Genomic DNA, 22,730 nt, shown 5'->3' with positions numbered 1-22,730 from the left:
GTGATGTGCACGGCGTCACAAAACGCTTGACGTGAAAGCGCGTCGGATCAATCTTCACTCCTAAGAAAAAAATACGACTGAGTGGAAACACCGGAGTCGTGAGGTCATGTGCCGGGGAGCAAAGCTTCGCAAAGCCGAGGCATCGCTGGCGGGGAACACGAGAAAAAGGGGAAGTCACTGACATGAGCACCATAAGCACGGCCCTCGAGCAGCCTGCCGAAAGCAAGCTGCTCAGGCATATCGACTGGCGCGGCGCCTTCTGGGTGGCGAGCGGCGTTCCGGCGCTGGTCCTGTTTTCGATCGGCGGCATTGCCGGCACGACCGGGACGCTGGCCTTCCTGATCTGGACGGTGTCCATGATCATGGGCTTCCTGCAATCCTTCACCTATGCCGAGATCGCCGGCCTGTTCCCGAACAAGTCGGGCGGCGCCTCGATCTACGGCGCCACCGCCTGGCTGCGCTACTCCAAGTTCATCGCGCCGCTGTCGGTGTGGTGCAACTGGTTCGCCTGGTCGCCGGTGCTGTCGCTCGGCTGCTCGATCGCCGCCGCCTATATCCTCAACGCACTGGCGCCGGTGCCGATCTTCACCGAGACCTCTGCGGAAGTGGTCGCCTATATAGCGGCGCATGCCGGAACGGCGCCGGCCGACGCCATCACGGCGGTGACCGCGGCCGCGACGCCGGCGATCCGCAACTGGACGCTGTACAGCCACACGCTGGGTCCGGTCTCCTTCACGCTCAACGCCACCTTCGTCATCGGCGCGGTACTGATGCTGATCATCTTCTCGATCCAGCATCGCGGCATCCTCGGCACGGCCAATGTGCAGAAATATATCGGCCTGCTGGTCATCATCCCGATGCTGATCGTCGGTGTCGTGCCGATCTTCACCGGACAGATCAACTGGGCCAACTTCTCGCCGTTGGTGCCGCTGGCCGCCGCCTATGCGCCGGACCCAGGCACCTGGAACATCGCCGGCTGGACGCTGGTGCTCGGCGGCATGTTCATCGCCGCCTGGTCGACCTACGGCTTCGAAACCGCCGTCTGCTACACCTCCGAGTTCAAGAACCCCGGTACCGACACGTTCAAGGCCATCTTCTATTCCGGCCTGCTCTGCATGCTTCTGTTCATCCTGGTGCCCTTCACCTTCCAGGGCGTGCTCGGCTTGAACGGCATGCTGGCGACACCCATCGTCGACGGCTCGGGGGTCGCGGACGCGCTGGCCGGCATGGTCGGCGGCGGCAAGATCATCCACAGCCTGCTGGTGATGCTGATGATCCTGGCGCTGGTGCTGTGCATCATGACGGCGATGGCCGGCTCCTCGCGCACGCTCTACCAGGGCTCGGTCGACGGCTGGCTGCCGCGCTATCTCAGCCACGTCAACGAACATGGTGCGCCGACGCGGGCGATGTGGACCGACCTCTGCTTCAACCTGATCGTGCTGGCCATCGCCTCGGCTGACGCGACGAGCTTCTTCTTCATCCTCGCCGTGTCGAACTGTGGCTACATCATCTTCAACTTCCTCAACCTCAATGCCGGCTGGATCCACCGCATCGACAACGGCCACATCGCGCGGCCGTGGAAGGCGCCGACCTGGCTTCTCGGGATCGGAGCGATCTTCGCCTATGTCAACGCGATCTTCATGGGCGCCGGCGCCAAGGTGTGGAACCCGATGGCGCTGTGGGCCGGACTGATCACAGCGGCCCTGATCATCCCGGTGTTCTGCTTCCGCCACTACATTCAGGACAAGGGCAAGTTCCCCGACCACATGCTGGCCGATCTCGGCATGACGGGAGCTGACCTCGCGGTGAAGAAAGCCGGCATGCTGCCCTATCTGACGCTGGTCGCCGGTGTGGCGGTGATGCTGATCGCCAACTGGATATTCGTCATCTGACAGGCCGACTTAACTGACATCGGGCGCGCTACGGCGCGCCCGATTTTTTTCGGCCACTGACCAGAGCCTCGCATCAACCAGCCTTGCGAACTGCCGATTTCGCGTCTTCGAAGAACCGGTTAGGCGGCCGCTTCAGGCCGAGATTCTCGCGCAGCGTCGATCCCTCATACTGCCGCCTGAAGATGCCGCGCCGCTGCAGCTCGGGCACCACCTTCTCGACGAAATCGTCGAGCCCGGCGGGCAAATAGGGGAACATGATGTTGAAACCGTCCGATCCCTCGGTGACCAGCCATTCCTCCATCTCGTCGGCGATCGTTTGCGGTGTGCCGACGAAGGCGAGGCCGGAATAGCCGCCCAGCCGCTGGGCAAGCTGGCGCACGGTCAGGTTTTCGTTCCGGGCGAGCTCAATGACGCGCTCGCGGCTGCTCTTCGAGGCATTGGTTTCCGGTATTTCAGGCAAAGCGGCGTCAGGATCAAAGGTCGACGCGTCATGCCCAAGGGCGATCGACAGCGAGGCAATGCCGCTCTCGTAATAGACCAGGCTGTCGAGCTTCGCCCGCTTGGCCCGCGCGTCCTCGACACTGTCGCCGACGATGACGAAAGCACCAGGTAGGATCTTGATGTCGTCACGGGAGCGGCCGAGTTTTTGTGCCCTGCCCTTGACGTCGGCAAAGAAGCGTTGCCCGGCGGCGAGATCACCATGGGCGGCGAAAATCACCTCGGCCGTTTCAGCCGCCAGTTGCCGCCCGGCTTCCGACGCACCGGCCTGGACGATGACCGGCCAGCCCTGTACCGGACGCGCAATGTTGAGCGGCCCGCGTACGGAGAGGTGCTCGCCCTTGTGGCCCAGCACATGCAGTTTGGCCGGATCGAAATAGAGCCCGCTCTCGGCGTCGCGGATGAAGGCGTCGTCGGCGAAACTGTCCCACAGGCCGGTCACGACATCGTAGAATTCCCGCGCCCGGTGATAGCGCTCGTCATGCTCGACATGTTCGTCCAGCCCGAAATTGAGGGCCGCATCAGGGTTGGACGTGGTGACGATGTTCCAGCCGGCGCGGCCGCCGCTGATATGGTCGAGCGACGCGAAGCGGCGCGCAATGTGATAGGGCGCGTCGAAAGTCGTCGATGCGGTGGCAACCAGCCCGATATGGTCTGTGACGGCGGCCAGCGCCGACAAGAGCGTGAACGGCTCGAACGAGGTCACCGTATGGCTGCGCCGCAGCGCCTCGATCGGCATGTTGAGCACGGCCAGATGGTCGGCCATGAAGAAGGCGTCGAACTTCGCGGCTTCCAGCGTCTGAGCGAAGCGCTTCAGATGCGCGAAGTTGAAGTTGGCGTCAGGATAGGCGCCGGGATAGCGCCAGGCGCCGGTGTGCAAGCTGACCGGGCGCATGAACGCGCCAAGCCGCAATTGCCGTTTTTCTGTCATGGAAAGACACCCTGATGAGGACGAGCGTTGCCGCTCCGGTGTCACCCAGCATGGAGCCGCTTTGCGGCCCTTGGAAGGAATTCTGTTTTGCAAAATCGGCAGCGGCGAGAATTTTCATCGGCGTGTCGGCGCAGCCGTCACGCCGCCTCATCCGCCATCGCCGACGGCGGATGATCCGACAGAACCGCTCTATTCCGCGGCCAGGGCCAGTTGCGGCCGCTCAGTCGCCAACTCTGGCTCGGGCGCCTGCTCACTGTTCACGACCTTCTTCGGTTCGCGGCCGAAGAACAGGGCGTAGCCTGCCGGCAGCACCAGGATGGTCAGCACGGTGGCAACCATGATGCCGCCCATCATGGCGTAGGCGAGCGGCCCCCAGAACACGGCGCGCGAGATCGGGATCAGCGCCAGCACCGCCGTCATCGCCGTCAGCACGATCGGCCGGAAACGGCGCACGGCCGAACCGATGATGGCCTCCGATCGCTCCATGCCCCTGGCGATGTCCTGGTCGATCTGGTCGACCAGGATGATCGAGTTGCGCATGATGATGCCGAGCAGCGCGATGACGCCGAGGATGGCGACGAAGCCGAACGGCGCACCGCTGATCAAAAGCGCGGCAGCCGCCCCGATGATGCCGAGCGGGCCGGTTGCCAGCACCAGCATCGCCTTGCCGAAGTTCTGCAGCTGGATCATCAAGAGCACGACAATGATGGCCAGCATGATCGGCGCCTTGGCGGCGATCGACGCCTGGCTTTCGGCCGAATCCTCGGCACCGCCCTGGATCTCGATCTTGTAGCCGGGCGCCAGACCGTCGCGCAGGCCCTGCATGTCCTTGTACATTTTGGTGACGACGTCGTTGGATTGCACACCGTCGGGCAGCGTTGCGCGCACGCTGATGGTCGGCAAGCGGTCACGGCGCCATTCGATGCCTTGCTCCAGCACCGGCACCACCTTGGCCACCTGCGACAGCGGCACGAAGCCGCCGAAATCGGTCGGGATATAGACCGAGTCGACCGAGGACAGCAGGCTCCGGCTGGCATCCGGCTCGCGGGCGACGATGGAGACCGTCTCCTCGCCATCACGGAAGTCGTCGAGCGGCGCACCAGCCATGGTCGCCTGCAGCATCTGGCGGATGCGCTGCGAGGTGACGCCGAGCGCCCGGGCGCGATCCTGGTCGATGACCAGCTTCATCGCCGGCACCGGCTCGAGCCAATCGTCATGCACGGCGCCCAGCAGCGGATCCTCGCGGAATTTCGCCTTCACCTGGTCGGCGATGCGGCGCACCTCCTGGCGGTCGGGACCCATGACGCGCATCTGCACCGGCCAGCCGGTCGGGGGGCCGAGGAACAGGCGGTCGACCTTGGCGCGGATCGAGGGGAAATCCTCGGCCAGAACCGTGCGCAGCTTGACGATCAGCCGCTCGCGCGCCGGCTCGTCATTGGCCATCACCAGCATCTGGGCGAAGTTCGGGTTGCGCAGCTGCTGGTCGAGCGGCAGGAAGAAGCGCGGTGCGCCTTCGCCGATATAGGTGGCGATGAAACGCTTGTCCTTGTCGTCCATCATCTTGGCTTCCAGCGCCTTGGCCTGCGTTTCGACCTCCTTGATGCTGGTGCCTTCCGGCAGCCAGAGATCGACCAGGATTTCCGGCCGCGACGATTGCGGGAAGAAGTTCTGCGGGATGAACTGGAACGCCCAGAGGCTGGTGCCAAAAGTCACCAGCGTCATGACGAGCACGATGATGCGGTGGCGCACGGCCCAGCCGACGGTAGCGCGCAGCCGACGGTAGAAACGCGTGTCGAAGACGTCATGATGGGTGCCGGCATGCTTGCGCTGCTTGAGGATCATGTTGCCGAGCCATGGCGTGAAATAGACCGCGACGAACCAGGACACGATCAGCGCGATGCCGACGACATAGAACAGGGTGCGCACATATTCGCCGGCCGTGGAGGCGGCGAAGCCGACCGGGATGAAGCCGGCGGTGGTGATGAGCGTGCCGCTCAGCATCGGGAAGGCGGTCGACGTATAGGCGAAGCTCGCGGCCTCTATCTTGACCAGCCCCTCCTCTAGCTTGCGCTCCATCATCTCGACGACGATCATGGCGTCGTCGACGAGCAGGCCGAGCGCGATGATCAGGGCGCCCAGCGAAATGCGCTGCAGGTCGATGCCGAGCTCGTACATGATGGCGAAGGTGGCGGCCAGAACCAGTGGAATGGCGATGGCGATGACCAGCCCTGAACGCCAGCCGATCGAAAGGAACGAGACGACAAGCACGATCAGCAGCGCCTCGCCGAGCGCATGCATGAATTCGGCCACCGCATCCGTGACGACGCCCGGCTGGTCGGAAATCTGGTCGACCGACACGCCATAGGGCAGCGCTTCTTCAAAGCGCTTGTAGGTCGCCTCGACATCCTTGCCGACATCGGTGACCTTGAACCCCCTGGCCATGACGACACCAAGCTGCACGCTGTCATGACCGTTGAAACGGTATTTGCGCTGGAATGGATCTTCGAGCCCGGATGTCACAGTGGCAATGTCGCCGAGACGGGTAACCTGTCCGCCGGCACGCAGGCGCAATTCCCTGATATCGGCGGCCTTGGTGACGTCGCCTTCGACGGAGATGCGCACCGAATTGACGCCGGTGTCGACGGCACCGGCCGGATCGACATTGTTCTGGCCCTTGATGGCGTTCTGCAGATCGGGCAGCGTCAAGCCACGCTCGGCGAGCGCCTTGGACGAGACGTCGATGTAGAGCTTTTCCGGCTGGTCGCCGATGATGACGGCCTTCTCGACGCCGGGCGTCGTCAACAGCATGTCGCGCGCCTGGATGGCGAACTTTTTCAGCTCTGGATAGGAGAAGCCGTCACCGCTGATCGAATGCAGGGTGATGAAGGTGTCGCCGAACTCGTCGTTGAAATAGGGGCCGAGCAGGCCTTGCGGCAGGTCGCCGGAGATGTCGCCGACCTTCTTGCGCACCTGATAGAAGGCGTCCGCCACTTCGGCGGCGTTGGTGTCGCCCTTGATCTGCACGGTGATGATGGCGCTGCCGGCGCGGGTGAAGGAGCGCACGAAGTCGAGATGCGGCGTTTCCTGCAGCTTGCGCTCGATCTTGTTGACGACCTGGTCCTCCATTTCCTGGATCGAGGAGCCAGGCCAGATCGCCTGCACGACCATGACGCGGAAGGTGAAATCCGGGTCTTCCTTCTGGCCCATGCGCATCAGGCCGAGCGCACCGGCGATGATGATCAGCCCGAACAGGAAGCGCGCGATGGAGGGATGGCCGATGGCCCAGCGCGACAGGTTGAAGGGCCGCTTTTCTTCAGTGGAGGTCGTCATCGTTGCAGGTCCACTTTGCTTGTTTGCCGGCGCCTGGCGCTTCGAAGAAGCACGGCGCGCGAAACGAAATCATCCGCGTTCGATCTGGCTTCCGGGCGGCGAGGCTTTCCGAGCGGAGAGACACTCATCGCGGTGGGACGCTTAGGTCGATGCGGGGGTACATCGGCCGTGACGTCTCAACCTTCGGGCGCACGCCGCCCGGAAACCTGCGGCCGCGGGAACGCGCGGCCGACCTATCTGTCCTCAGCGCAGCCGGCTGGCGTCGTCGCCCTCGGCTGAGGCTGATTGCTGCGCTACGCCGCCGGCGAGCTTCACCCTGAGATTCTCGGTCATGAACTGGGTGCCGGCGGCGACCACGACATCGCCGGGCTTCAATCCTTCGGCGACGCGCACGCCATCGGCGGCGAACTTGGCAACCTTCACCGGACGGGCATGAACGGTGTCGGCGCCACGATCGACGGTCCAGACGATCGACTGGCTGTCTTTTTCTGCCAACGCGCTCAAGGGGATCGAAACCAGCTGCTTCTCATTGGCGGCCGAGGCCTCGATACTGGCGGTCATGCCGAGAAGCACACGTGGATCATTGGGCAGGCTGACACGGACGGCGAAGGTGCGCGACTGCGGATCGGCGCTGCCGGCAACCTCGCGGACCTTGCCGTCAAGCGCCAGCGTGCTGTCGGCCCAAAAGCCCGCCTTGACTGACTTGCCCGGCTTGAACTCGGCGATTTCCATTTCCGGCACCGCGATCAGCACTTCCTTTTCGCCGTCGACAGCGACTGAAACCACCGGCGTGCCGGAGCCGACCACCTGGCCGACATCGGCGTTGACAGCCGTGACGATGCCGTCCCTGTCGGCCTTGAGGTCGGTATAGCCGACCTGGTTCTTGGCCTGGTCAAGCGACGAACGGGCGGAATCGCGCGTGGCGACGGCCTGATCGCGGGTCAGCGTCGCCTGTTCTAGCTGCGATTTCGGCGCGAAGTTCCTGGTGAAAAGCTGCTCGGCGCGCTTGCGCGCAAGCTCCGTCGTCTCGACCTGCCGTTCGGCGGCATCAAGCGCTGCCTGCGCGCTCTTGACCGACAGGTCGTAGTCGATGGGATCGATGCGGGCGAGCACATCGCCCGGCGCCACATGCTGACCGATGTCGACCAGACGCTCGGTGATCTTGCCGTTGACGCGGAAAGCCAGGGCGCTTTCGGTGCGAGCCCGCACAGACCCCGAATAGGAAAGCATGCGGGTGTCGTGCGCCTGAGCGATTTCGACGACCTTGACCGGGCGGATGATCTCCTTGACCTCGGCCTTCTCCTGGCTGCAGCCGGCAAGCGCGAGCGCCGCGACGACAAGGCCCGCGACCGGCAACCGGCGGATGATGGAATGGGACAAAGACACCTTGGCACTCCCGAACTGGAGATAAACTGTCGACCTGCGCCCGACGGGCGCCGGCTATTTCTTCAAGGCCTTGATCGCATAGTCGATCAGGTCGTCGGGCATGGCCCGGTTGGTCTTGGCAAGGCACTGCGCCACCATCTGCGGATGGCAAAGGATGATTGTAGCGGCGCCGAAGCAGCGCGAAGCGATCGCCGGGTCCTGCTCCGCGAACTCGCCGGCCTCGATGCCGTCACGGATGACCTCCGCGAAAAGATCGTGGATGCTGTCGACGTGCTTGTCGATGACGCCCCAGTCGCGCTCCAGCGCGACGATGACCATCTCATGGACCTTCTGCGCATCGAGCATGGTCTCGAGCGTCATCTTGTATTGCGCATGGATGTAGCGACGAAGCCGCTCTTCGGCGCCGATCGGCAGATGCATGATCTCGTAGGCCATCTTGTAGCTGGCGCCGAGCATCCGGCCACACACCGCCTGGTGGATTTCGACCTTGGAGGCGAAGAACCGATAGATGTTGGCCGGCGACATGCCGAGCTCGCGGGCGATGTCGGCAACATTGGTCTTGCCGTAGCCGTAGTGCCGGAACAGGCGCTCGGCGCAATCGAGAATGCGCGTCACATTCTCCTGTCTGGCGGCATCAACCACGATGTTGGCGGCTTCGGACATGGCTCTTTCGTTTGACAAGTGACGAATTTCAATTTTCGTCAGTCGTAAATTGAAGCAGGCGGGATGTCAACGCGAAATCGACGTACGCGTACAACATAGTGACAGATGGTGACATCCAACAGACGTCACCAAGCGGCCAAAGGATGCGGGCAACTCAAAATATTTTGAAAGAGGCCGCCGGCGCTTCAGGCGAGTTTGGCCATTTCCCGCAGCCGGAATTTCTGGATCTTGCCGGTCGAGGTCTTCGGGATCTCCGCGAAAATCACCGCTTTCGGCACTTTGAAGCGAGCAAGCAGCGCGCGGCAGTGCTCGACGATCTCGGCCTCGGTCGCGGTCTTGCCGGGTTTCAGTTCGACATAGGCAACCGGCACCTCGCCCCATTTGTCGTCATGGCGCGCCACTACGCCGCAGGAGGCGACCGACGGGTGTTTGTACAGCGCATCCTCGACTTCGATCGAGGAAATGTTCTCGCCCCCCGAGATGATGATATCCTTGGAGCGGTCCTTGAGCTGGATATAGCCGTCTGGGTGCATGACGCCGAGATCGCCGGAATGGAACCAGCCGCCGGCGAAGGCTTCATCACTGGCCTTGCGGTTTTTCAGATAGCCCTTCATGACGATGTTGCCACGGAACATGACCTCGCCGATGGTCTCGCCGTCGGCCGGCGTCGCCTGCATCGTCTCGGGGTCCATGACGGTCAGGCCCTCGAGCGCGGCATAGCGCACGCCCTGCCTTGCCTTCCTGGCGCTGCGCTCGCCCTTTGCGAGGCTGTCCCATTCGCCGTGCCATTCGTTGACCACGGCCGGGCCATAGGTCTCGGTCAGGCCGTAGAGATGGGTGACGGCAAAGCCGGCATCGGCCATGCCCGACAGCACGGCTTCCGGCGGCGGCGCGGCCGCGGTGTTGAAGGTCACCGTCTGCGCGAACGTGCGCTTGTCCTCATCCCTGGCATTGATCAGCACCGACATGACGACCGGCGCGCCGCAGAGATGGGTGACGCCATGATCGGCGATGGCATCGTAGATCGGCTTCGGCCGCACCCAGCGCAAGCAGACATGGGTGCCGGCCTGGACGGCCAGCGTCCACGGAAAGCACCAGCCATTGCAGTGGAACATCGGCAGCGTCCAGAGATAGACGGCGTGCTTGGCCATGCCGGCATGGATGGTGTTGGTGTAGGCCATCAGGGCGGCACCGCGATGGTGATAGACGACGCCCTTGGGATTGCCCGTCGTGCCCGAAGTGTAGTTGAGCGAGATGGCGTCCCATTCATCGTCGGGCATCGACCAGGCGAAATCCTCGTCGCCGCCGGTGACAAAATCCTCATAGTCGAGCCCGCCGATCCGTTCCCCCTTCGGATAGGGGGCGTCGGCGGCGTAGTCGGGATCGTCATAGTCGATGACCAATGGCTTGACCTTGGCCAGATCGAGCGCCTGCCGGACGACGCCGGAGAATTCGCGGTCGACGATGAGCACCTTGGTCTCGGCATGGTCGAGCTGGAAGGCGATGACCGCGGCGTCGAGGCGGGTGTTGAGCGAATGCAGCACCGCCTTGGTCATCGGCACGCCGAAATGCGCCTCCAGCATTGGCGGCGTGTTGGACAGCATCACGGTGACCGTCTCGCCCTTGCCGATGCCGCGCTTTTGCAGTGCCGAGGCAAGCTTCAGCGAGCGGCGCCAGAAATCGCGGTAGCTGATGCGCTGGCGGCCGTGGATGATGGCGACGTGATCGGGATAGGTCTTTGCCGCGCGCTCCAGATAGGTGAGCGGCGTCAGTGGCTGGTGGTTGGCCGCGTTCCTGTCGAGATCCTGTTCGTAAGGATTGCCCATCCGTCCTCCCCAAAGTCCTTTTCGAGCTTTCTAACCTTAGGGCTCTCGTCATGCCATCCCCCTGAATGGCCGAAAATGCTATGCTATCCGGGCTTTCTAGAATGACCATCCCGGATACTGTTTGTTTAGAGACGATCGCGCTCACACATCCCAATTTGACTTTTGTCGAGAGCCGTGACTAATGTCAGCCGAGGAGACGGCATGGCGATCCGACCGGCAGAACAACTCATTCACAAAGCCGCCTGGCTCTACTATGCGCATGGCCTGCGGCAGGATCAGGTTGCAAGCCAGCTTAACATTTCGCGTGCTTCGGTGGCCATGTATCTGCGCAAGGCGCGCGAGACCGGCATCGTCAACATCTCGACCTCGACCCAGCTATTCACCGACGACGTGATGGCGCGCAGGCTCGAGGACGCGCTTGGCCTCGACGCGGTCTGGATCGCGCCGGAGAACGGCCATATCCCGGACCCATCGACTGATATCGCCGTACTGGCGGCGAGCGTCTTTCTCGAACTGGTCAAGAAAGGCGACCGCATCGGCGTCGCCTGGGGCCGCACCGTCTACATGATCGCCGATATCATGTCCTATGCCGACCTGCAGGATGTCACGGTGGTGCAGCTCTGCGGCAATCTCGGCGCGCCCTACTCCTATCGGCCCGACCAGTGCACCATGGAGATCGCGCGGCGGCTCAACGCCAAGGGGCTTAATTTCTACGCGCCGCTGGTGCTGTCGACGGAAGAGCTGGCGCGTGCGCTGCGCGCCGAGCCGGTGATCCGTGAGCAGTTGGGCGGCGTCAGTGATTGCAATCTCGCGCTTTTTTCCGTCGGCACCGTCGATGCCGACAGCCATGTCGTCAAATGCGGCGCGCTGAACCCGGACGAAATGGCCGCGTTGCGCGGGATCGGCGCCGCCGGGGTGATCGCCGGACAGATCATCGACGCCAGGGGCGAGGCGCTCGACTGCAGCTACAACCGCCGGGTCATTTCGGCTGAACTCGCTTCGCTGCGCGCCATCGAAAAACGCCTGATGGTGGTGCAGGAGGACAGCAAGTTCGAACCCCTGCTGGCGGCACTCGCCGGCGGGCTTTGCACGCATCTGGTGGTCGGCGCGCATATGGCGCAACGGCTGCTCGATCATGCCGGAGCGGCACCACAAAAAGCATCCTGAAAAAGCACCCCCTCGCCGGCGCATTGTCATCAAGGCGTCGCGGCATTCCTGTTTCACCACCCAAGACAGCAACTGGACGAAGCGAACATGAAGAATTTGTGGAACGACGACGCGGCCGAGAAACTTGTTGCCGACTATGCCAAGAAAGGCGTCGGCCGCGACCTCGCACTGCGCGTCTACACGACGCGGCTGCTGGGCGGCGTGCCGCAGCTGGTCCTGCATGGCGGCGGCAACACGTCCTGCAAGATCAAGGCGACCGACCTGGTCGGCGATGAGTGGGACGTGCTCTGCGTCAAGGGCAGCGGCTGGGACATGGCCGTCATTGAGCCGCAGGGCCTGCCGGCGGTGAAGATGGGCGCGCTGCTCAAGGCGCGTGCTCTGGACAGGCTTTCCGACGAGGACATGGTGGCACTGCAGCGGGCGAACCTCATCGATCCGTCCTCGCCCAACCCTTCGGTCGAGACGCTGCTGCATGCCTTCCTGCCGCACAAATTCGTCGATCACACCCATTCGACCGCGATCCTGGCCATCGTCGACCAGGAGGACTCGAAGCCGTTGGTGAAGACGGTGTTCGGCAGCAAGATGGGCTATGTGCCTTACATCATGCCGGGCTTCGACCTCGCCAAGGCGGCGGCCAACGTCTTCGATGCCGATCCGACGGTCGAAGGACTGATCCTCGACAAGCACGGCATCTTCACCTTCGGCGACGATGCCAAACAGGCCTACGACCGGATGATCCACTATGTGAATGTCGCCGAGGAGTACGTCGCTGAGAATGCCAAGCCGAAGGCGGCAAAGGCGGCGTTGCCGGCAAAGCTCGCCACGCCGGCTTCCATCGCGCCGATGCTGCGCGGCGCCGTTGCGGTGCCGCGTGGCGAAGGCCGCTTCGACCGCATGATCTCTGACTTCCGCACGTCGGACGCCATTGTCGATTTCATCAATTCGGCCGCGATCGCCGACTATGCCGGACGCGGCGTGTCGACGCCGGATCTGTCGATCCGCATCAAGACCGGACCGATGGCGGTGCCGGCGCCCGATGCGGAGAAGGCCGGCGACTACAAGGCCGTCATCAAGAGCCATGTCGACGCCTTCGCCAAGGACTATCGCGCCTATTTCGAGACCAATGACGCGCTCGACGACGTCAAGCGCACCATGCTCGACCCGATGCCTCGGCTGACGCTGGTGCCGGGGCTCGGCATGTTTGGCCATGGCCGCACGCTGAAGGATGCCAGGATCGCCTCCGATGTCGGCGAGATGTGGATCGAGGCGGTGCGCGGCGCCGAAGCTGTCGGCCGTTTCCACCCGCTGTCCAAGGCCGATTTGTTCCCGCTGGAGTACTGGTCGCTCGAACAGGCCAAGCTTGCCTCCAACAAGCCGAAGCCGCTAACCGGCCAGGTGGTGCTGATCACTGGCGGCGCCGGCGCGATCGGGGCTGCGACGGCAAAACTGTTCGCCGACAATGGCGCCCATGCGGTCGTCGTCGATGTCGATGGCGACAAGGCCGCCGATGCAGCCAAGAAAGCAGGCAACAATTCGATCGGCGTCGCCGCCGACATCACCGACCCGGCCCAGGTGCGCGCCGCCTTCGACAAAGCGGTCGCCGTGTTCGGCGGCGTTGACATCCTGGTCTCCAATGCGGGTGCGGCCTGGGAAGGCCGGATCGGCGAGCTCGACGATGCGCTGCTGCGCAAGAGCTTCGAGCTTAATTTCTTCGCCCATCAGTCGGTGGCGCAGAACGCCGTGCGCATCATGCTGGAACAGGGCACCGGCGGTGTGCTTCTGTTCAACACCTCCAAGCAAGCGGTCAATCCGGGTCCGAAATTCGGCGCCTATGGCGTGCCGAAGGCGGCGACTTTGTTCCTGTCCAGGCAATACGCGCTCGACTACGGCGCCCATGGCATCCGTTCGAACGCGGTCAACGCCGACCGCATACGCTCGGGGCTTTTGACCGACGCCATGATCGCCAGCCGCTCCGGCGCGCGCGGCGTGTCTGAGAAGGAATACATGTCCGGCAATCTGCTCGGCCAGGAAGTGACGGCACAGGATGTGGCGCAGGCCTTCCTGCATCACGCGCTGGCCGAACGCACCACCGCCGACGTGACCACGGTGGACGGGGGCAACATCGCGGCAGCGCTGCGGTAGGCTTTTCGGCAGACAACAAAAAGGGCGGCCCGCGGACCGCCCTTTTCATATGTGCTACGACGACCCCTACTTCGCGTTCGGGTTCGGCATCCAGGCCGGCATGGCGACATTGGCATGGGCGAACTGCGGCAGCTTGGCCGACAGGTCTTCCATGTTCTTGATGTCCTTGTCGATCAGCTCCTTCTGGGTGATCAGCGTCGGCGGCACGATGACGTTGTGGCCGGGGTCTTCACCGGCGAGCAACTGCGCCAGAGCGCGCACCGAAACCTGGCCGACGACGGCCGGGTTGGTCGCCGCGGTCGCCGCCCAGGCGCTGTCGGGTTCGCGCATCGCGGATATGTCCGATGTCGAGATGTCGGCCGAGTAAATCTTGATGCCCTTGTTCAGGCCGGCTTCGTCGACGGCGATCTTCACGCCCTTGGCGAATTCGTCATAGGGGGCGAACATCACCTTGATATCCGGATGCGCCGACAGCACCGAACGCGCCTGATTGGCGACGGAGTTGGCGATCGGGTTGTCGAGCGTGCCGAACATCGCCACTTCCTTGATGCCCGCATATTTCTTCTTCACGTCGACCCAGGTCTCGTTGCGGCGGTCGAGCGGCGCGATGCCGGCGACATAGACATAGCCGGCATTCCAGCTGTCACCATTGTCCTTCACCGCCTGCTCGAGCGCGAGGCGGGCGAGGTCCTTGTCCGACTGTTCGATCTGCGGGATCTTGGGGTTTTCGACATTGACGTCGAAGGCCACCACCTTGATGCCGGCGTCGACCGCGCGCTGGGCCGCATCCTTCATCGATTCCGTCAGGCCGTGCTGAATGATGATGCCTTGCACGCCGAGCGCGATGGCCTGGTCGACCATGTCGGACTGAAGGGCGGCATCCTGGCGGCTGTCGAGCACGCGCAGGTCGATGCCGAGCGCCTTGGACTGCGCCTCGACGCCCGAGAGGTAGGCCTGGAAGAAGTCGCCGGTCGAGAGATAGCGCACCAGCGCGATCTTGACGCCGGGCTTGTCGAACGGCGCCGGCTTATCGGCGCCCAAAGCCGGGACCTGCATCAGCATGGTTGCGCCGGCCAGCCCGAGCGCCACCTTCCCCAGAAGTCTTCTCGTGATGTTCACCTTGTTTTCCTCCACTCTTGTTGAACCCAAATCCTGTCAGGTCGAGACTACCCCCTGCCCCTGCCCGAAAGGGCAAAGGTGAAGACAAGGGCGACGACCAGAACCACGCCCTTGACGAAATCCTGCGTGTAGTAAGGCGCGTTCATCATCGTCAGGCCTTGCAGCAAGATGCCGACGAACAGCGCGCCGACAGCGGTACCGAAGGCGTTCGGCTTGGCGGCGCCAAGCACCGCGTAGCCGATCAGCGCCGCGGCAACCGCATCGAGCAGCAGATTATTACCCGAGGCGATGTCGCCTCGTCCAAGCCGGGCGGCGAGCAAAATGCCGCCGATCGAGGCAAAAACTCCTGAAATAACGTAGGCCCAGATCTTGTATGCCTTGACAGGCGCGCCGGCGAGTTCGGCGGCACGCTCATTCGAGCCGACCGCATACATCATGCGGCCGAAGCGAGTGTATTCGAGGAAGAACCAGATCAGCACGGCCAGCACCAGCAGCACCACCACCGACACCGGAATGAGGTTCGGGATGAAGAAGTCGAAGCGGTGGCGGCCGAGCGCCAGGAAGGCGTCGCCGAACTTGCCATTGGCGACCGAACCGTCAGGCATGGTCATGCCGGTGGCGATCGAGCGGCCCTCGGTCGGGATGCGCTGCAGGCCAACCAGCAGGAACATCATGCCGAGCGTCGCCAAGAGATCGGGCACGCGCATATAGACGATCAGCCAGCCATTGATCAGGCCGACAATGGCACCGATGAGCAGGCAGACGACGACCGCCACGACGGCGTTCTGCTCCAGCACCACCATCACATAGGCAGCCGCCATCATGGCCGATGTAGCGACCGAGCCGATCGACAGGTCGAAGCCGCCGACGACCAGCGTGGCGGTGACGCCGAGCGCCAGCACGCCGGTGATGGCGACCGATTGGAAGATGAAGACGGCACTTTGCGGCGAGACGAACCCATCGGCGGCGATCGCGAAATAAGCGACGAGCCCAAACAACAGGACGATAAACCCATAGCGTATGGCGTGGTCGCGCAACGTCATTCAGCGCACCCGCGCGACGCAGCCATTCTTATCCAACTCGGACCCATGGTCTCTCCATTCCAATCTACCGCCACGCTCAGGCGGCGCTGTGCAGCGGCCCGCCGGCGACTTCGGCCAGCAGGCGATCGAGATCGACTTCGGCATTGCGGTGTTCACCGACGATTGTGTGTTCCGACATCACCAGGATGCGGTCGGCCGTCTCCAGCGCCTCGTCGAGTTCGGTGACGAACAGAAGCGTCGCACGGCCATTGGCGCTTGCCCTCAATTTGGCGGCGATGTCGCGCCTGGCCGAGATGTCGACGCCCTGAAAGGGCTCGTCGAGAATGAACAACGCGGCATTCTGCGCCATCCAGCGGGCAACCATGACCTTCTGCTGGTTGCCGCCGGACAATGCCGACATTTCGTCTTTCTCGGAGCGGCAGACGATGCTGAGTTCCTCGATCTGGCGGCGAGCGGTGGCGCGTTCGAGGCGGCGCTTGAGCACACCCAGATTCGACATCCGCTTGAGGAACGGCAGGCTGACATTGCGCTCGATGTTGAAGCCGCCGACGATGCCGCTGGTGGCGCGGTCCTTGGCGACGAGGAACACGCCGGCGTCGATAGCATCGCCGGCCGATCGCGGCGCATACGGCCTGCCGTTCATCGTCATGGTGCCGGCCAGCGGCTTGCGCACGCCGAACAGCGTCTCGGCAAGCGCCGTCTTGCCGACGCCGACGAGGCCGGTGATGGCAACGACCTCGCCATCGCCAAGCGTCAGCGAAATCGGCCTGGCGCCCTGCCCTATGCGCAGGCCTTCGACGGTCAGGACCGGCCTGGCGGAACTCCTGGCAACGATCTGGTCGAGATGGATCTTGCGACCGAGCATGGCATTGACCGCGCCTTCATAATCGAGCGGCTTGCTGTCGAAGACGCCCGAAATGATCCCGTCACGCATCGAGACGATGCGGTCGGCGAGCCGCCTGATGTCGGACATGCGGTGCGAGATGTAGAGGATCGCCACCCCTTGCTCGCGCAGCCGGTCGGCCAGCGCGAACAGCCGGTCGGCCTCGGCGCTGGAGAGCGAGGAGGTCGGCTCGTCGAGGATCAGCACTTTCGGCTGATGCGCCAAGGCGCGCGCGATCGCCACCATCTGGCGATCGGCCAGCGAAAGGTCGTTGACGCGGGCCCTGAGATCGATGGCCAGACCCATGCGGTCGGCGACCGCCTTGGCCTCGCGGCGCACCCGGGCGGGATTGAACAGGGTCGGCACGCCCTTGCCGCTCAGCCTGTCGAGCGTCAAATTGGTGGCGACATCGAGGTCAGCGACGACACCGTCATTGATATTCTGGTGCACGGTGACGACGCCGGCGCGGATCGCTTCCGCCGGCGTGTTCGGGGCAAAAGCCTGGTCGGCGAGGATCATGCTACCGCCGCCGCGTTCGTAGACGCCGCTGATGATCTTGACGAGGGTGGATTTGCCGGCGCCATTGGCGCCCATCAGCACGGTGACTTCGCCGGAATGCAGCTCGAGCGAGATGCCGCCAAGCACCTCGTTACGGCCAAAGGATTTCCTCAGTCCCTCTACACGGAACACGGCATTGCCGACCATGCGTTCCTCCCTGACCATGACGCTATGGGCTACATCGGCAATTGTCAACACGATTGACAATTGCCAGATCGCTTCCTAGCTTGGCCCCGCCGTCAAGGCTCCCTTATGATCGGAGCGCACAGACGGGAGGGAGACGAATGACCAGAAAATTGCCGTTCGAAGCACTGTCGGTGGAGACGCTCGCCACGCGCCTCGGCACGAACGAGGCGCTGTGCGCCAAGATCGGCAGGGACACGACACACTGGAAAGTCCGCGAGGTCGGCGACGGTAATCTGAACCTGGTGTTCATCGTCGAGGGCGCCGGCGGCGCGGCGGTCGTCAAGCAGGCCCTGCCCTATGTCCGCCTGGTCGGCGACAGCTGGCCGCTGCCGTTGAAGCGCTCCTTCTTCGAGTATCACGCGCTGACAAGGCAAGAGGCGCGCGCGCCGGGCTCCGTGCCGGCGATCTATTATTTCGATGAAGGCCAGGCGCTGATCATCATGGAGTATCTGGCGCCGCCACATGTTATTCTCAGGCGCGCCCTGATCGACGGGCGCCAGTTGCCCAACATCGCCAGGGATATCGGCTTGTTCATGGCCCGCACGCTGTTTCGCGGTTCCGACCTGTCGATGGTGACCAGGGATCGCAAGGCCGATCTGGCGCTGTTCGCCGACAATGTCGAGCTCTGCGACATCACCGAGAATCTGGTGTTCTCCGATCCCTATTTCGACGCCAAGATGAACCGGCATACACCGCAACTCGACAGCGTTGTTGCCGAACTGCGTGCCGATCGCGACCTCAAGGTCGAGGCGCAACGGCTGAAGCACATTTTCGCCGCCAACGCCGAGACGCTGCTGCATGGAGATCTGCATTCCGGCTCGATCATGGTCACCGACACGGAGACCCGGATGATCGATCCGGAATTCGCATTTTACGGGCCGATGGCCTTCGATGTCGGCATGCTGCTCGCCAATTTCTGGATGTCGTTCTTCTCGCAGCGCGGACATGAGGAGAAGGGCAAGCGCGACGCGATGCGCGCCTATCTGCTTGGGGTCACCGCACAGACATGGGCGGTATTCCGCGCCGAATTCTCGCATCTGTGGCACACGGAGCGCAGCGGCATGCTCTACCAAAGAAGCCTGTTCGAGGATCGGGGCGACAGGCTGGGCGCGGAACAGGCGCTCGACCATGTGCTGCACCAGATTTGGACCGATCTGCTCGGCTTTGCCGGCATCGAGGTGCACAGGCGCATCCTCGGCCTCGCCCACAATGCCGATTTCGAGACCATTGCCGATGAAGAGCTTCGCGCCAGTTGTGAGTCAAAGGCGCTGAAATTCGGCCGTCACATCGCCGTCAACCGGCGCCAGATACACAGCATCGACGAGGTCAACACCCTGGCCACGCTGATCGAACAGGAGAGCAGCATTTGAACGTCGGCGACCGCCACTACCGCACCATCTGGCTGAGCGACGACGGGCGTTCCGTCGAGATCATCGACCAGCGCTGGCTGCCGCATGATTTTCGCATCGAGACGATCGGCACGGTTGCCGGCATCGCCACCGCAATCCGCGACATGTGGGTGCGCGGCGCGCCGCTGATCGGCGTCACCGCGGCCTACGGCGTCGCCATGCAGATGGCGGATGATCCGTCCGACGCAGCGCTCGACGGCGTGTGGGAGACGCTGCACGAGACGCGCCCGACGGCGATCAATCTGCGCTGGGCGCTGGACGAGATGCGGCGCTTCCTCGAGCCGCTGCCAACGGAACAACGCGCCGCAGCCGCCTATCGGCGTGCCGGTGAGATCGCCGACGAGGATGTTGGACTGAACCGCGCCATCGGCGAGAACGGTCTCGCCATCATCAAGGCGATCGCGGCGCGCAAGCAGCCGGGCGAGACGGTCAATATCCTCACCCATTGCAATGCCGGCTGGCTGGCGACCGTCGACTACGGCACCGCCACCGCGCCGATCTATCTGGCAACGGAAGCCGGCATCCCGGTCCATGTCTATGTCGACGAAACGCGGCCGCGCAACCAAGGCGCCCAGCTCACCGCCTGGGAGATGGCCGGCCACGGCGTTCCGCACACGCTGATCGTCGACAATGCCGGCGGCCATCTGATGCAGCGCGGCGCGATCGACATGGTCATCGTCGGCACCGACCGGACCACCGCCGACGGCGATGTCTGCAACAAGATCGGCACCTATCTGAAGGCGCTTGCCGCCGCCGACAATGATGTGCCGTTCTATGTCGCGCTGCCCTCGCCGACCATCGACTGGACGGTGCATGACGGGCTCGAGGAGATCCCGATCGAGCAGCGTTCGGCGGACGAGGTCTCGCTTGTGTGGGGCAAGACCGCCGGCGGCGAGATCGCCCAGGTGCGCATCTCGCCCGAAGCGACGCCCGCCGCGAACCCGGCCTTCGACGTGACCCCTGCACGGCTGGTCAGCGGGCTGATCACCGAACGCGGCATCGCCAAGGCGTCACGCGAGGGCCTGAAGGCAATGTTCCCCGAGCGAGCATAGCGCCGAAACCGGCTAATACAGCGGCTTGCTCATGTGTCCCGGCGTCGGCCACTTGTCGGTGATGCCGGGCTGCACCGGCCGCTCGAGATAGGTCGACAGCACCACATAGCTGCGCGTCGAGGTGACGCCGGGCGTTTCGTAGAGGCGTGCAAGCAGGCCTTCCAGCGCCCTCGTATCTTCCGTGCGGACCTTCAGCAGCATGCAGGTATCGCCTGCGACGGTGTGGATCTCCTCGACTTCCGGATACTGCGAAACCGCCATCAGCTCCGGCGTCTTGCCCCAGCCCCTGGTGTCGATATGCACGAAGGCGAGCAGCGGCTTCTTCACCGCCTTGGGATCGATGATAGCAGCCGTGCCGCGAATGGCGCCGTTGCGCCGAAGGCGTTTGACCCGTTCATGCGCGGCTGGCGGCGAAAGCCCGACCCGATCGCCGAGTTCCGCATAGCTGACCGTCGCGTCGTCAACGAGAACGCCTAATATTTTTCGGTCAATTGCATCGATATCGCGGGGCGCCGGCCTGTTCTGCAGAATGCCATCTGTTTCTTCATCCATATCGACAATCCTGATTGCCACAGAATTTAATGCGGCCATTATGATGATATGTCGAACAGCAATCAAGCCGCTGCCCTGCCAGCAGACGCCAGACCGCCGATCCCGGCCCTCGCCTATCTGTTGACCGGCTGCATTGCCGTAATAGGCTCGAATTCGCTGGTCCTAGGCCCGATAGCTCCGGCCGTGGCGTCGTCCTTTGAAAGCAGCGTCCCGACCGTCATGATCGCGGCGGCGGCTTTTGGCCTCGGCACCTCGGCGAGCGCTCTGTTCCTGGCCCGCTATATCGACCGGCTCGGCGCCCGCCGGATGCTGCAAGGGGCATTGCTGTTGCTGGCCATTGCTCTCGTCGCCAGCGCGGCCGCCCCGATACTGATCATGCTGGTCGCGGCCCAGCTCGTCGCCGGTATAGCCGCCGGCGTCGCCATGCCGGCGATCTATGCCAGTTCGGCGGCGATCGCGCCGCCCGGCCGCGAAAGCGGCACCATCGGCGTCGTGCTGACCGGATGGACGCTCAGCATGGTGGCCGGCGTTTCGCTGTCGGCGGTGCTTGCCGATCTCGTGCATTGGCGCGCCGTCTTCGCCGCGGTCGCGGTGCTGGCAATGCTGGCGCTGGCCAGCCTCACCATGACGTCGCTGAGCGACATCAGGAAGAGCGGCCCGGCACCAACACCGCTGGCGGCGCTCGGCATTCCCGGCATTGTGCCGCTTCTCATCGCCTGCGCGGCCTTCATGACCGCCTTTTACGGCGTCTATGGCTATCTCGGCGACCACCTGCACAGCGGACTGGGCAAATCGGTGAGCGCCAATGGCTGGGCAGCACTTGCCTATGGCATCGGGTTCGGCACGGCTGCCCTCCTCGACGGCGTGATCGATCGCCTGGGCGCCCGCCGCGTCATGCCGTTCGCCTATCTTCTTGTCGCCGCTGTCTATGTCGCCATTGCCGCGGCGAGCGACAGTTTCGGCCTGACGCTCGCCATGGTGGCGGTGTGGGGGCTTGCCAATCATTTCGGGCTGAATGTCCTGGTGATGCGCCTCTCGGCGCTCGATCCCTCACGGCGCGGCACGATCATGGGCCTGAACAGCTCCGTGACCTATCTGGCGGTCTTCATCGGCACCACCGGCTTCGGGCCGATCTATTCCAGCTTCGGCTTTGCCATCTGCGCGATGGTTGCGGCGCTGCTGATGCTGGTTGCCGCTGCTGCGGCGGCGTGGCACTAAGGTGTATTGATATTCAGGTGACGCCGGCCCGACCTGAATCTCAACACACCTTAGTCGACGGAACGTGATGGGCCAGGACCTTCACGCGGTTGACAGCAGCGCCCTGCCCTTCCATACAAACCGCGTTAAAGTTCTCAGGGCGGGGTGAAAGTCCCCACCGGCGGTAAGGGTCTCGACCCAAGCCCGCGAGCGCTTTCCAATTGGAAAGGTCAGCAGATCCGGTGTGATTCCGGAGCCGACGGTTACAGTCCGGATGAAAGAGGACGAAACGGAAAACGGACCGCTCCGGCGGGCCGGATTGCGTATCGTGCGTCCTGATTCTGGTTCGAAACGGAAGGATGGACCCATGAATCAGCATTCCCACAAAGACTATGAAACTGTTCGCATCGCCGTCATCCGCGCGCGCTGGCATGCCGATATTGTCGACCAGTGCGTAAGCGCTTTCGAGGCGGAACTGGCCGATGTCGGTGGCGACCGCTTCGCCGTCGATGTCTTCGATGTGCCCGGCGCCTACGAAATCCCGCTGCATGCCAAGACCTTGGCTGAGACCGGCCGCTATGCCGCCATCCTCGGCACCGCTTTCGTCGTCAATGGCGGCATCTACCGGCATGAGTTCGTCGCCAGCGCCGTTATCGACGGCATGATGAACGTGCAGCTGTCAACCAGCGTTCCGGTGGTTTCGGCAGTGCTGACGCCGCACAATTATCACGACAGTGCCGAGCACCATCGCTTCTTCTTCGAGCACTTCACCGTCAAGGGCAAGGAAGCGGCCAGGGCCTGCGTGGAAATTCTCGCCGCACGGGAAAAGATCGCGGCATGAAATCTTCCCGGCCGGGTGGAAATCGCGATAACACCCGGTAGTATTTGCGAAATAC

Annotated in this window: 16 protein-coding genes and 1 riboswitch; of the genes, 7 read left to right on the top strand and 9 right to left on the bottom strand. The window is 63.5% G+C overall.

Annotated features, from left to right (window positions below; genetic code table 11):
* The first annotated feature begins 182 nt into the window (after nucleotides 1-182).
* Entirely contained in the window at nucleotides 183-1,892 is a 1,710-nt protein-coding gene (locus ACWGS8_RS16410; protein ID WP_454581912.1) for an APC family permease, read from the top strand.
* A 73-nt stretch (nucleotides 1,893-1,965) separates the two neighbouring features.
* Here the strand turns inward: ACWGS8_RS16410 and ACWGS8_RS16405 are convergent, their stop codons facing one another.
* The 5 genes from ACWGS8_RS16405 to ACWGS8_RS16385 all read right to left on the bottom strand — a co-directional run bounded on the left by ACWGS8_RS16405 (nucleotide 1,966) and on the right by ACWGS8_RS16385 (nucleotide 10,526).
* A complete protein-coding gene (locus tag ACWGS8_RS16405) occupies nucleotides 1,966-3,321 on the bottom strand; it encodes an LLM class flavin-dependent oxidoreductase (protein ID WP_454581911.1) in 1,356 nt (451 codons plus the stop codon).
* A 189-nt stretch (nucleotides 3,322-3,510) separates the two neighbouring features.
* Nucleotides 3,511-6,651, bottom strand: a complete 3,141-nt coding sequence (locus ACWGS8_RS16400) for an efflux RND transporter permease subunit (RefSeq protein ID WP_454581910.1) — start codon at nucleotides 6,649-6,651, stop codon at nucleotides 3,511-3,513.
* 243 nt (nucleotides 6,652-6,894) lie between these two features.
* Nucleotides 6,895-8,037 carry an efflux RND transporter periplasmic adaptor subunit gene (locus ACWGS8_RS16395; RefSeq protein WP_454581909.1) on the bottom strand — a complete coding sequence of 381 codons (1,143 nt, stop codon included), beginning with the start codon at nucleotides 8,035-8,037 and terminating at the stop codon, nucleotides 6,895-6,897.
* 54 nt (nucleotides 8,038-8,091) lie between these two features.
* Nucleotides 8,092-8,700, bottom strand: a complete 609-nt coding sequence (locus ACWGS8_RS16390; protein WP_454581908.1) for a TetR family transcriptional regulator — start codon at nucleotides 8,698-8,700, stop codon at nucleotides 8,092-8,094.
* A gap of 185 nt (nucleotides 8,701-8,885) precedes the next feature.
* Nucleotides 8,886-10,526 (bottom strand): acyl-CoA synthetase, encoded by a 1,641-nt coding sequence (locus ACWGS8_RS16385; RefSeq protein ID WP_454581907.1) that lies wholly within the window; start codon nucleotides 10,524-10,526, stop codon nucleotides 8,886-8,888.
* Nucleotides 10,527-10,727: 201 nt separating this feature from the next.
* Here ACWGS8_RS16385 and ACWGS8_RS16380 point away from each other — a divergent pair, with 201 nt between their 5' ends.
* Together ACWGS8_RS16380 and ACWGS8_RS16375 are read left to right on the top strand one after the other, a co-directional pair.
* Entirely contained in the window at nucleotides 10,728-11,693 is a 966-nt protein-coding gene (locus ACWGS8_RS16380; RefSeq protein ID WP_454581906.1) for a sugar-binding transcriptional regulator, read from the top strand.
* A gap of 87 nt (nucleotides 11,694-11,780) precedes the next feature.
* Nucleotides 11,781-13,835, top strand: coding sequence for a bifunctional aldolase/short-chain dehydrogenase (locus tag ACWGS8_RS16375; protein ID WP_454581905.1), 2,055 nt, complete (start codon nucleotides 11,781-11,783; stop codon nucleotides 13,833-13,835).
* Nucleotides 13,836-13,901: 66 nt separating this feature from the next.
* Here the strand turns inward: ACWGS8_RS16375 and ACWGS8_RS16370 are convergent, their stop codons facing one another.
* The 3 genes from ACWGS8_RS16370 to ACWGS8_RS16360 form a co-directional block, all read right to left on the bottom strand.
* Entirely contained in the window at nucleotides 13,902-14,954 is a 1,053-nt protein-coding gene (locus tag ACWGS8_RS16370) for a substrate-binding domain-containing protein (protein ID WP_454581904.1), read from the bottom strand.
* Between the two features lie 47 nt (nucleotides 14,955-15,001).
* Nucleotides 15,002-15,997: an ABC transporter permease gene (locus ACWGS8_RS16365; RefSeq protein ID WP_091576572.1), complete on the bottom strand. Its 996-nt coding sequence runs from the start codon at nucleotides 15,995-15,997 to the stop codon at nucleotides 15,002-15,004.
* A 76-nt stretch (nucleotides 15,998-16,073) separates the two neighbouring features.
* Nucleotides 16,074-17,585, bottom strand: a complete 1,512-nt coding sequence (locus ACWGS8_RS16360; RefSeq protein WP_454581903.1) for a sugar ABC transporter ATP-binding protein — start codon at nucleotides 17,583-17,585, stop codon at nucleotides 16,074-16,076.
* A gap of 137 nt (nucleotides 17,586-17,722) precedes the next feature.
* Here ACWGS8_RS16360 and mtnK point away from each other — a divergent pair, with 137 nt between their 5' ends.
* The gene (mtnK, locus tag ACWGS8_RS16355) at nucleotides 17,723-18,994 is read left to right on the top strand and encodes an S-methyl-5-thioribose kinase (protein WP_454581902.1); all 1,272 of its coding nucleotides are present in this window, start codon (nucleotides 17,723-17,725) and stop codon (nucleotides 18,992-18,994) included.
* Complete coding sequence (gene mtnA, locus ACWGS8_RS16350; protein WP_454581901.1) at nucleotides 18,991-20,085, top strand: S-methyl-5-thioribose-1-phosphate isomerase; 1,095 nt, start codon at nucleotides 18,991-18,993, stop codon at nucleotides 20,083-20,085. Before mtnK ends, mtnA begins: the two co-directional genes overlap by 4 nt.
* Nucleotides 20,086-20,097: 12 nt before the next feature.
* On the opposite strand, the gene ACWGS8_RS16345 is transcribed toward mtnA, so the two are convergent.
* The gene (locus ACWGS8_RS16345; RefSeq protein WP_454581900.1) at nucleotides 20,098-20,637 is read right to left on the bottom strand and encodes an Lrp/AsnC family transcriptional regulator; all 540 of its coding nucleotides are present in this window, start codon (nucleotides 20,635-20,637) and stop codon (nucleotides 20,098-20,100) included.
* A 48-nt stretch (nucleotides 20,638-20,685) separates the two neighbouring features.
* On the opposite strand from ACWGS8_RS16345, the gene ACWGS8_RS16340 reads away from it, so the two are divergent.
* Both ACWGS8_RS16340 and ACWGS8_RS16335 read left to right on the top strand, forming a co-directional pair.
* A complete protein-coding gene (locus ACWGS8_RS16340) occupies nucleotides 20,686-21,855 on the top strand; it encodes an MFS transporter (RefSeq protein WP_454581899.1) in 1,170 nt (389 codons plus the stop codon).
* Between the two features lie 126 nt (nucleotides 21,856-21,981).
* A riboswitch (FMN riboswitch) is annotated at nucleotides 21,982-22,124 on the top strand.
* 77 nt (nucleotides 22,125-22,201) lie between these two features.
* A complete protein-coding gene (locus tag ACWGS8_RS16335) occupies nucleotides 22,202-22,675 on the top strand; it encodes a 6,7-dimethyl-8-ribityllumazine synthase (RefSeq protein ID WP_454581898.1) in 474 nt (157 codons plus the stop codon).
* Nucleotides 22,676-22,730 lie beyond the last annotated feature (55 nt).

The sequence above is a fragment of the Mesorhizobium sp. 43Arga genome (assembly GCF_053714255.1).
The sequence above is the reverse complement of the archived record's forward strand: the minus strand, read 5'-3'. Positions and strand labels throughout refer to the sequence as shown.

What these genes read in the sequence shown, in the direction of transcription:
- ACWGS8_RS16375 (WP_454581905.1), top strand. Translation starts at nt 11,781, where the DNA reads ATGAAGAATTTGTGGAACGACGACGCGGCCGAGAAACTTGTTGCCGAC.
- ACWGS8_RS16345 (WP_454581900.1), bottom strand. Translation starts at nt 20,637, where the DNA reads ATGGATGAAGAAACAGATGGCATTCTGCAGAACAGGCCGGCGCCCCGC.
- ACWGS8_RS16390 (WP_454581908.1), bottom strand. Translation starts at nt 8,700, where the DNA reads ATGTCCGAAGCCGCCAACATCGTGGTTGATGCCGCCAGACAGGAGAAT.
- ACWGS8_RS16405 (WP_454581911.1), bottom strand. Translation starts at nt 3,321, where the DNA reads ATGACAGAAAAACGGCAATTGCGGCTTGGCGCGTTCATGCGCCCGGTC.
- ACWGS8_RS16400 (WP_454581910.1), bottom strand. Translation starts at nt 6,651, where the DNA reads ATGACGACCTCCACTGAAGAAAAGCGGCCCTTCAACCTGTCGCGCTGG.
- ACWGS8_RS16340 (WP_454581899.1), top strand. Translation starts at nt 20,686, where the DNA reads ATGTCGAACAGCAATCAAGCCGCTGCCCTGCCAGCAGACGCCAGACCG.
- ACWGS8_RS16410 (WP_454581912.1), top strand. Translation starts at nt 183, where the DNA reads ATGAGCACCATAAGCACGGCCCTCGAGCAGCCTGCCGAAAGCAAGCTG.
- ACWGS8_RS16385 (WP_454581907.1), bottom strand. Translation starts at nt 10,526, where the DNA reads ATGGGCAATCCTTACGAACAGGATCTCGACAGGAACGCGGCCAACCAC.
- ACWGS8_RS16380 (WP_454581906.1), top strand. Translation starts at nt 10,728, where the DNA reads ATGGCGATCCGACCGGCAGAACAACTCATTCACAAAGCCGCCTGGCTC.
- ACWGS8_RS16335 (WP_454581898.1), top strand. Translation starts at nt 22,202, where the DNA reads ATGAATCAGCATTCCCACAAAGACTATGAAACTGTTCGCATCGCCGTC.
- mtnK (WP_454581902.1), top strand. Translation starts at nt 17,723, where the DNA reads ATGACCAGAAAATTGCCGTTCGAAGCACTGTCGGTGGAGACGCTCGCC.
- ACWGS8_RS16360 (WP_454581903.1), bottom strand. Translation starts at nt 17,585, where the DNA reads ATGGTCGGCAATGCCGTGTTCCGTGTAGAGGGACTGAGGAAATCCTTT.
- ACWGS8_RS16365 (WP_091576572.1), bottom strand. Translation starts at nt 15,997, where the DNA reads ATGACGTTGCGCGACCACGCCATACGCTATGGGTTTATCGTCCTGTTG.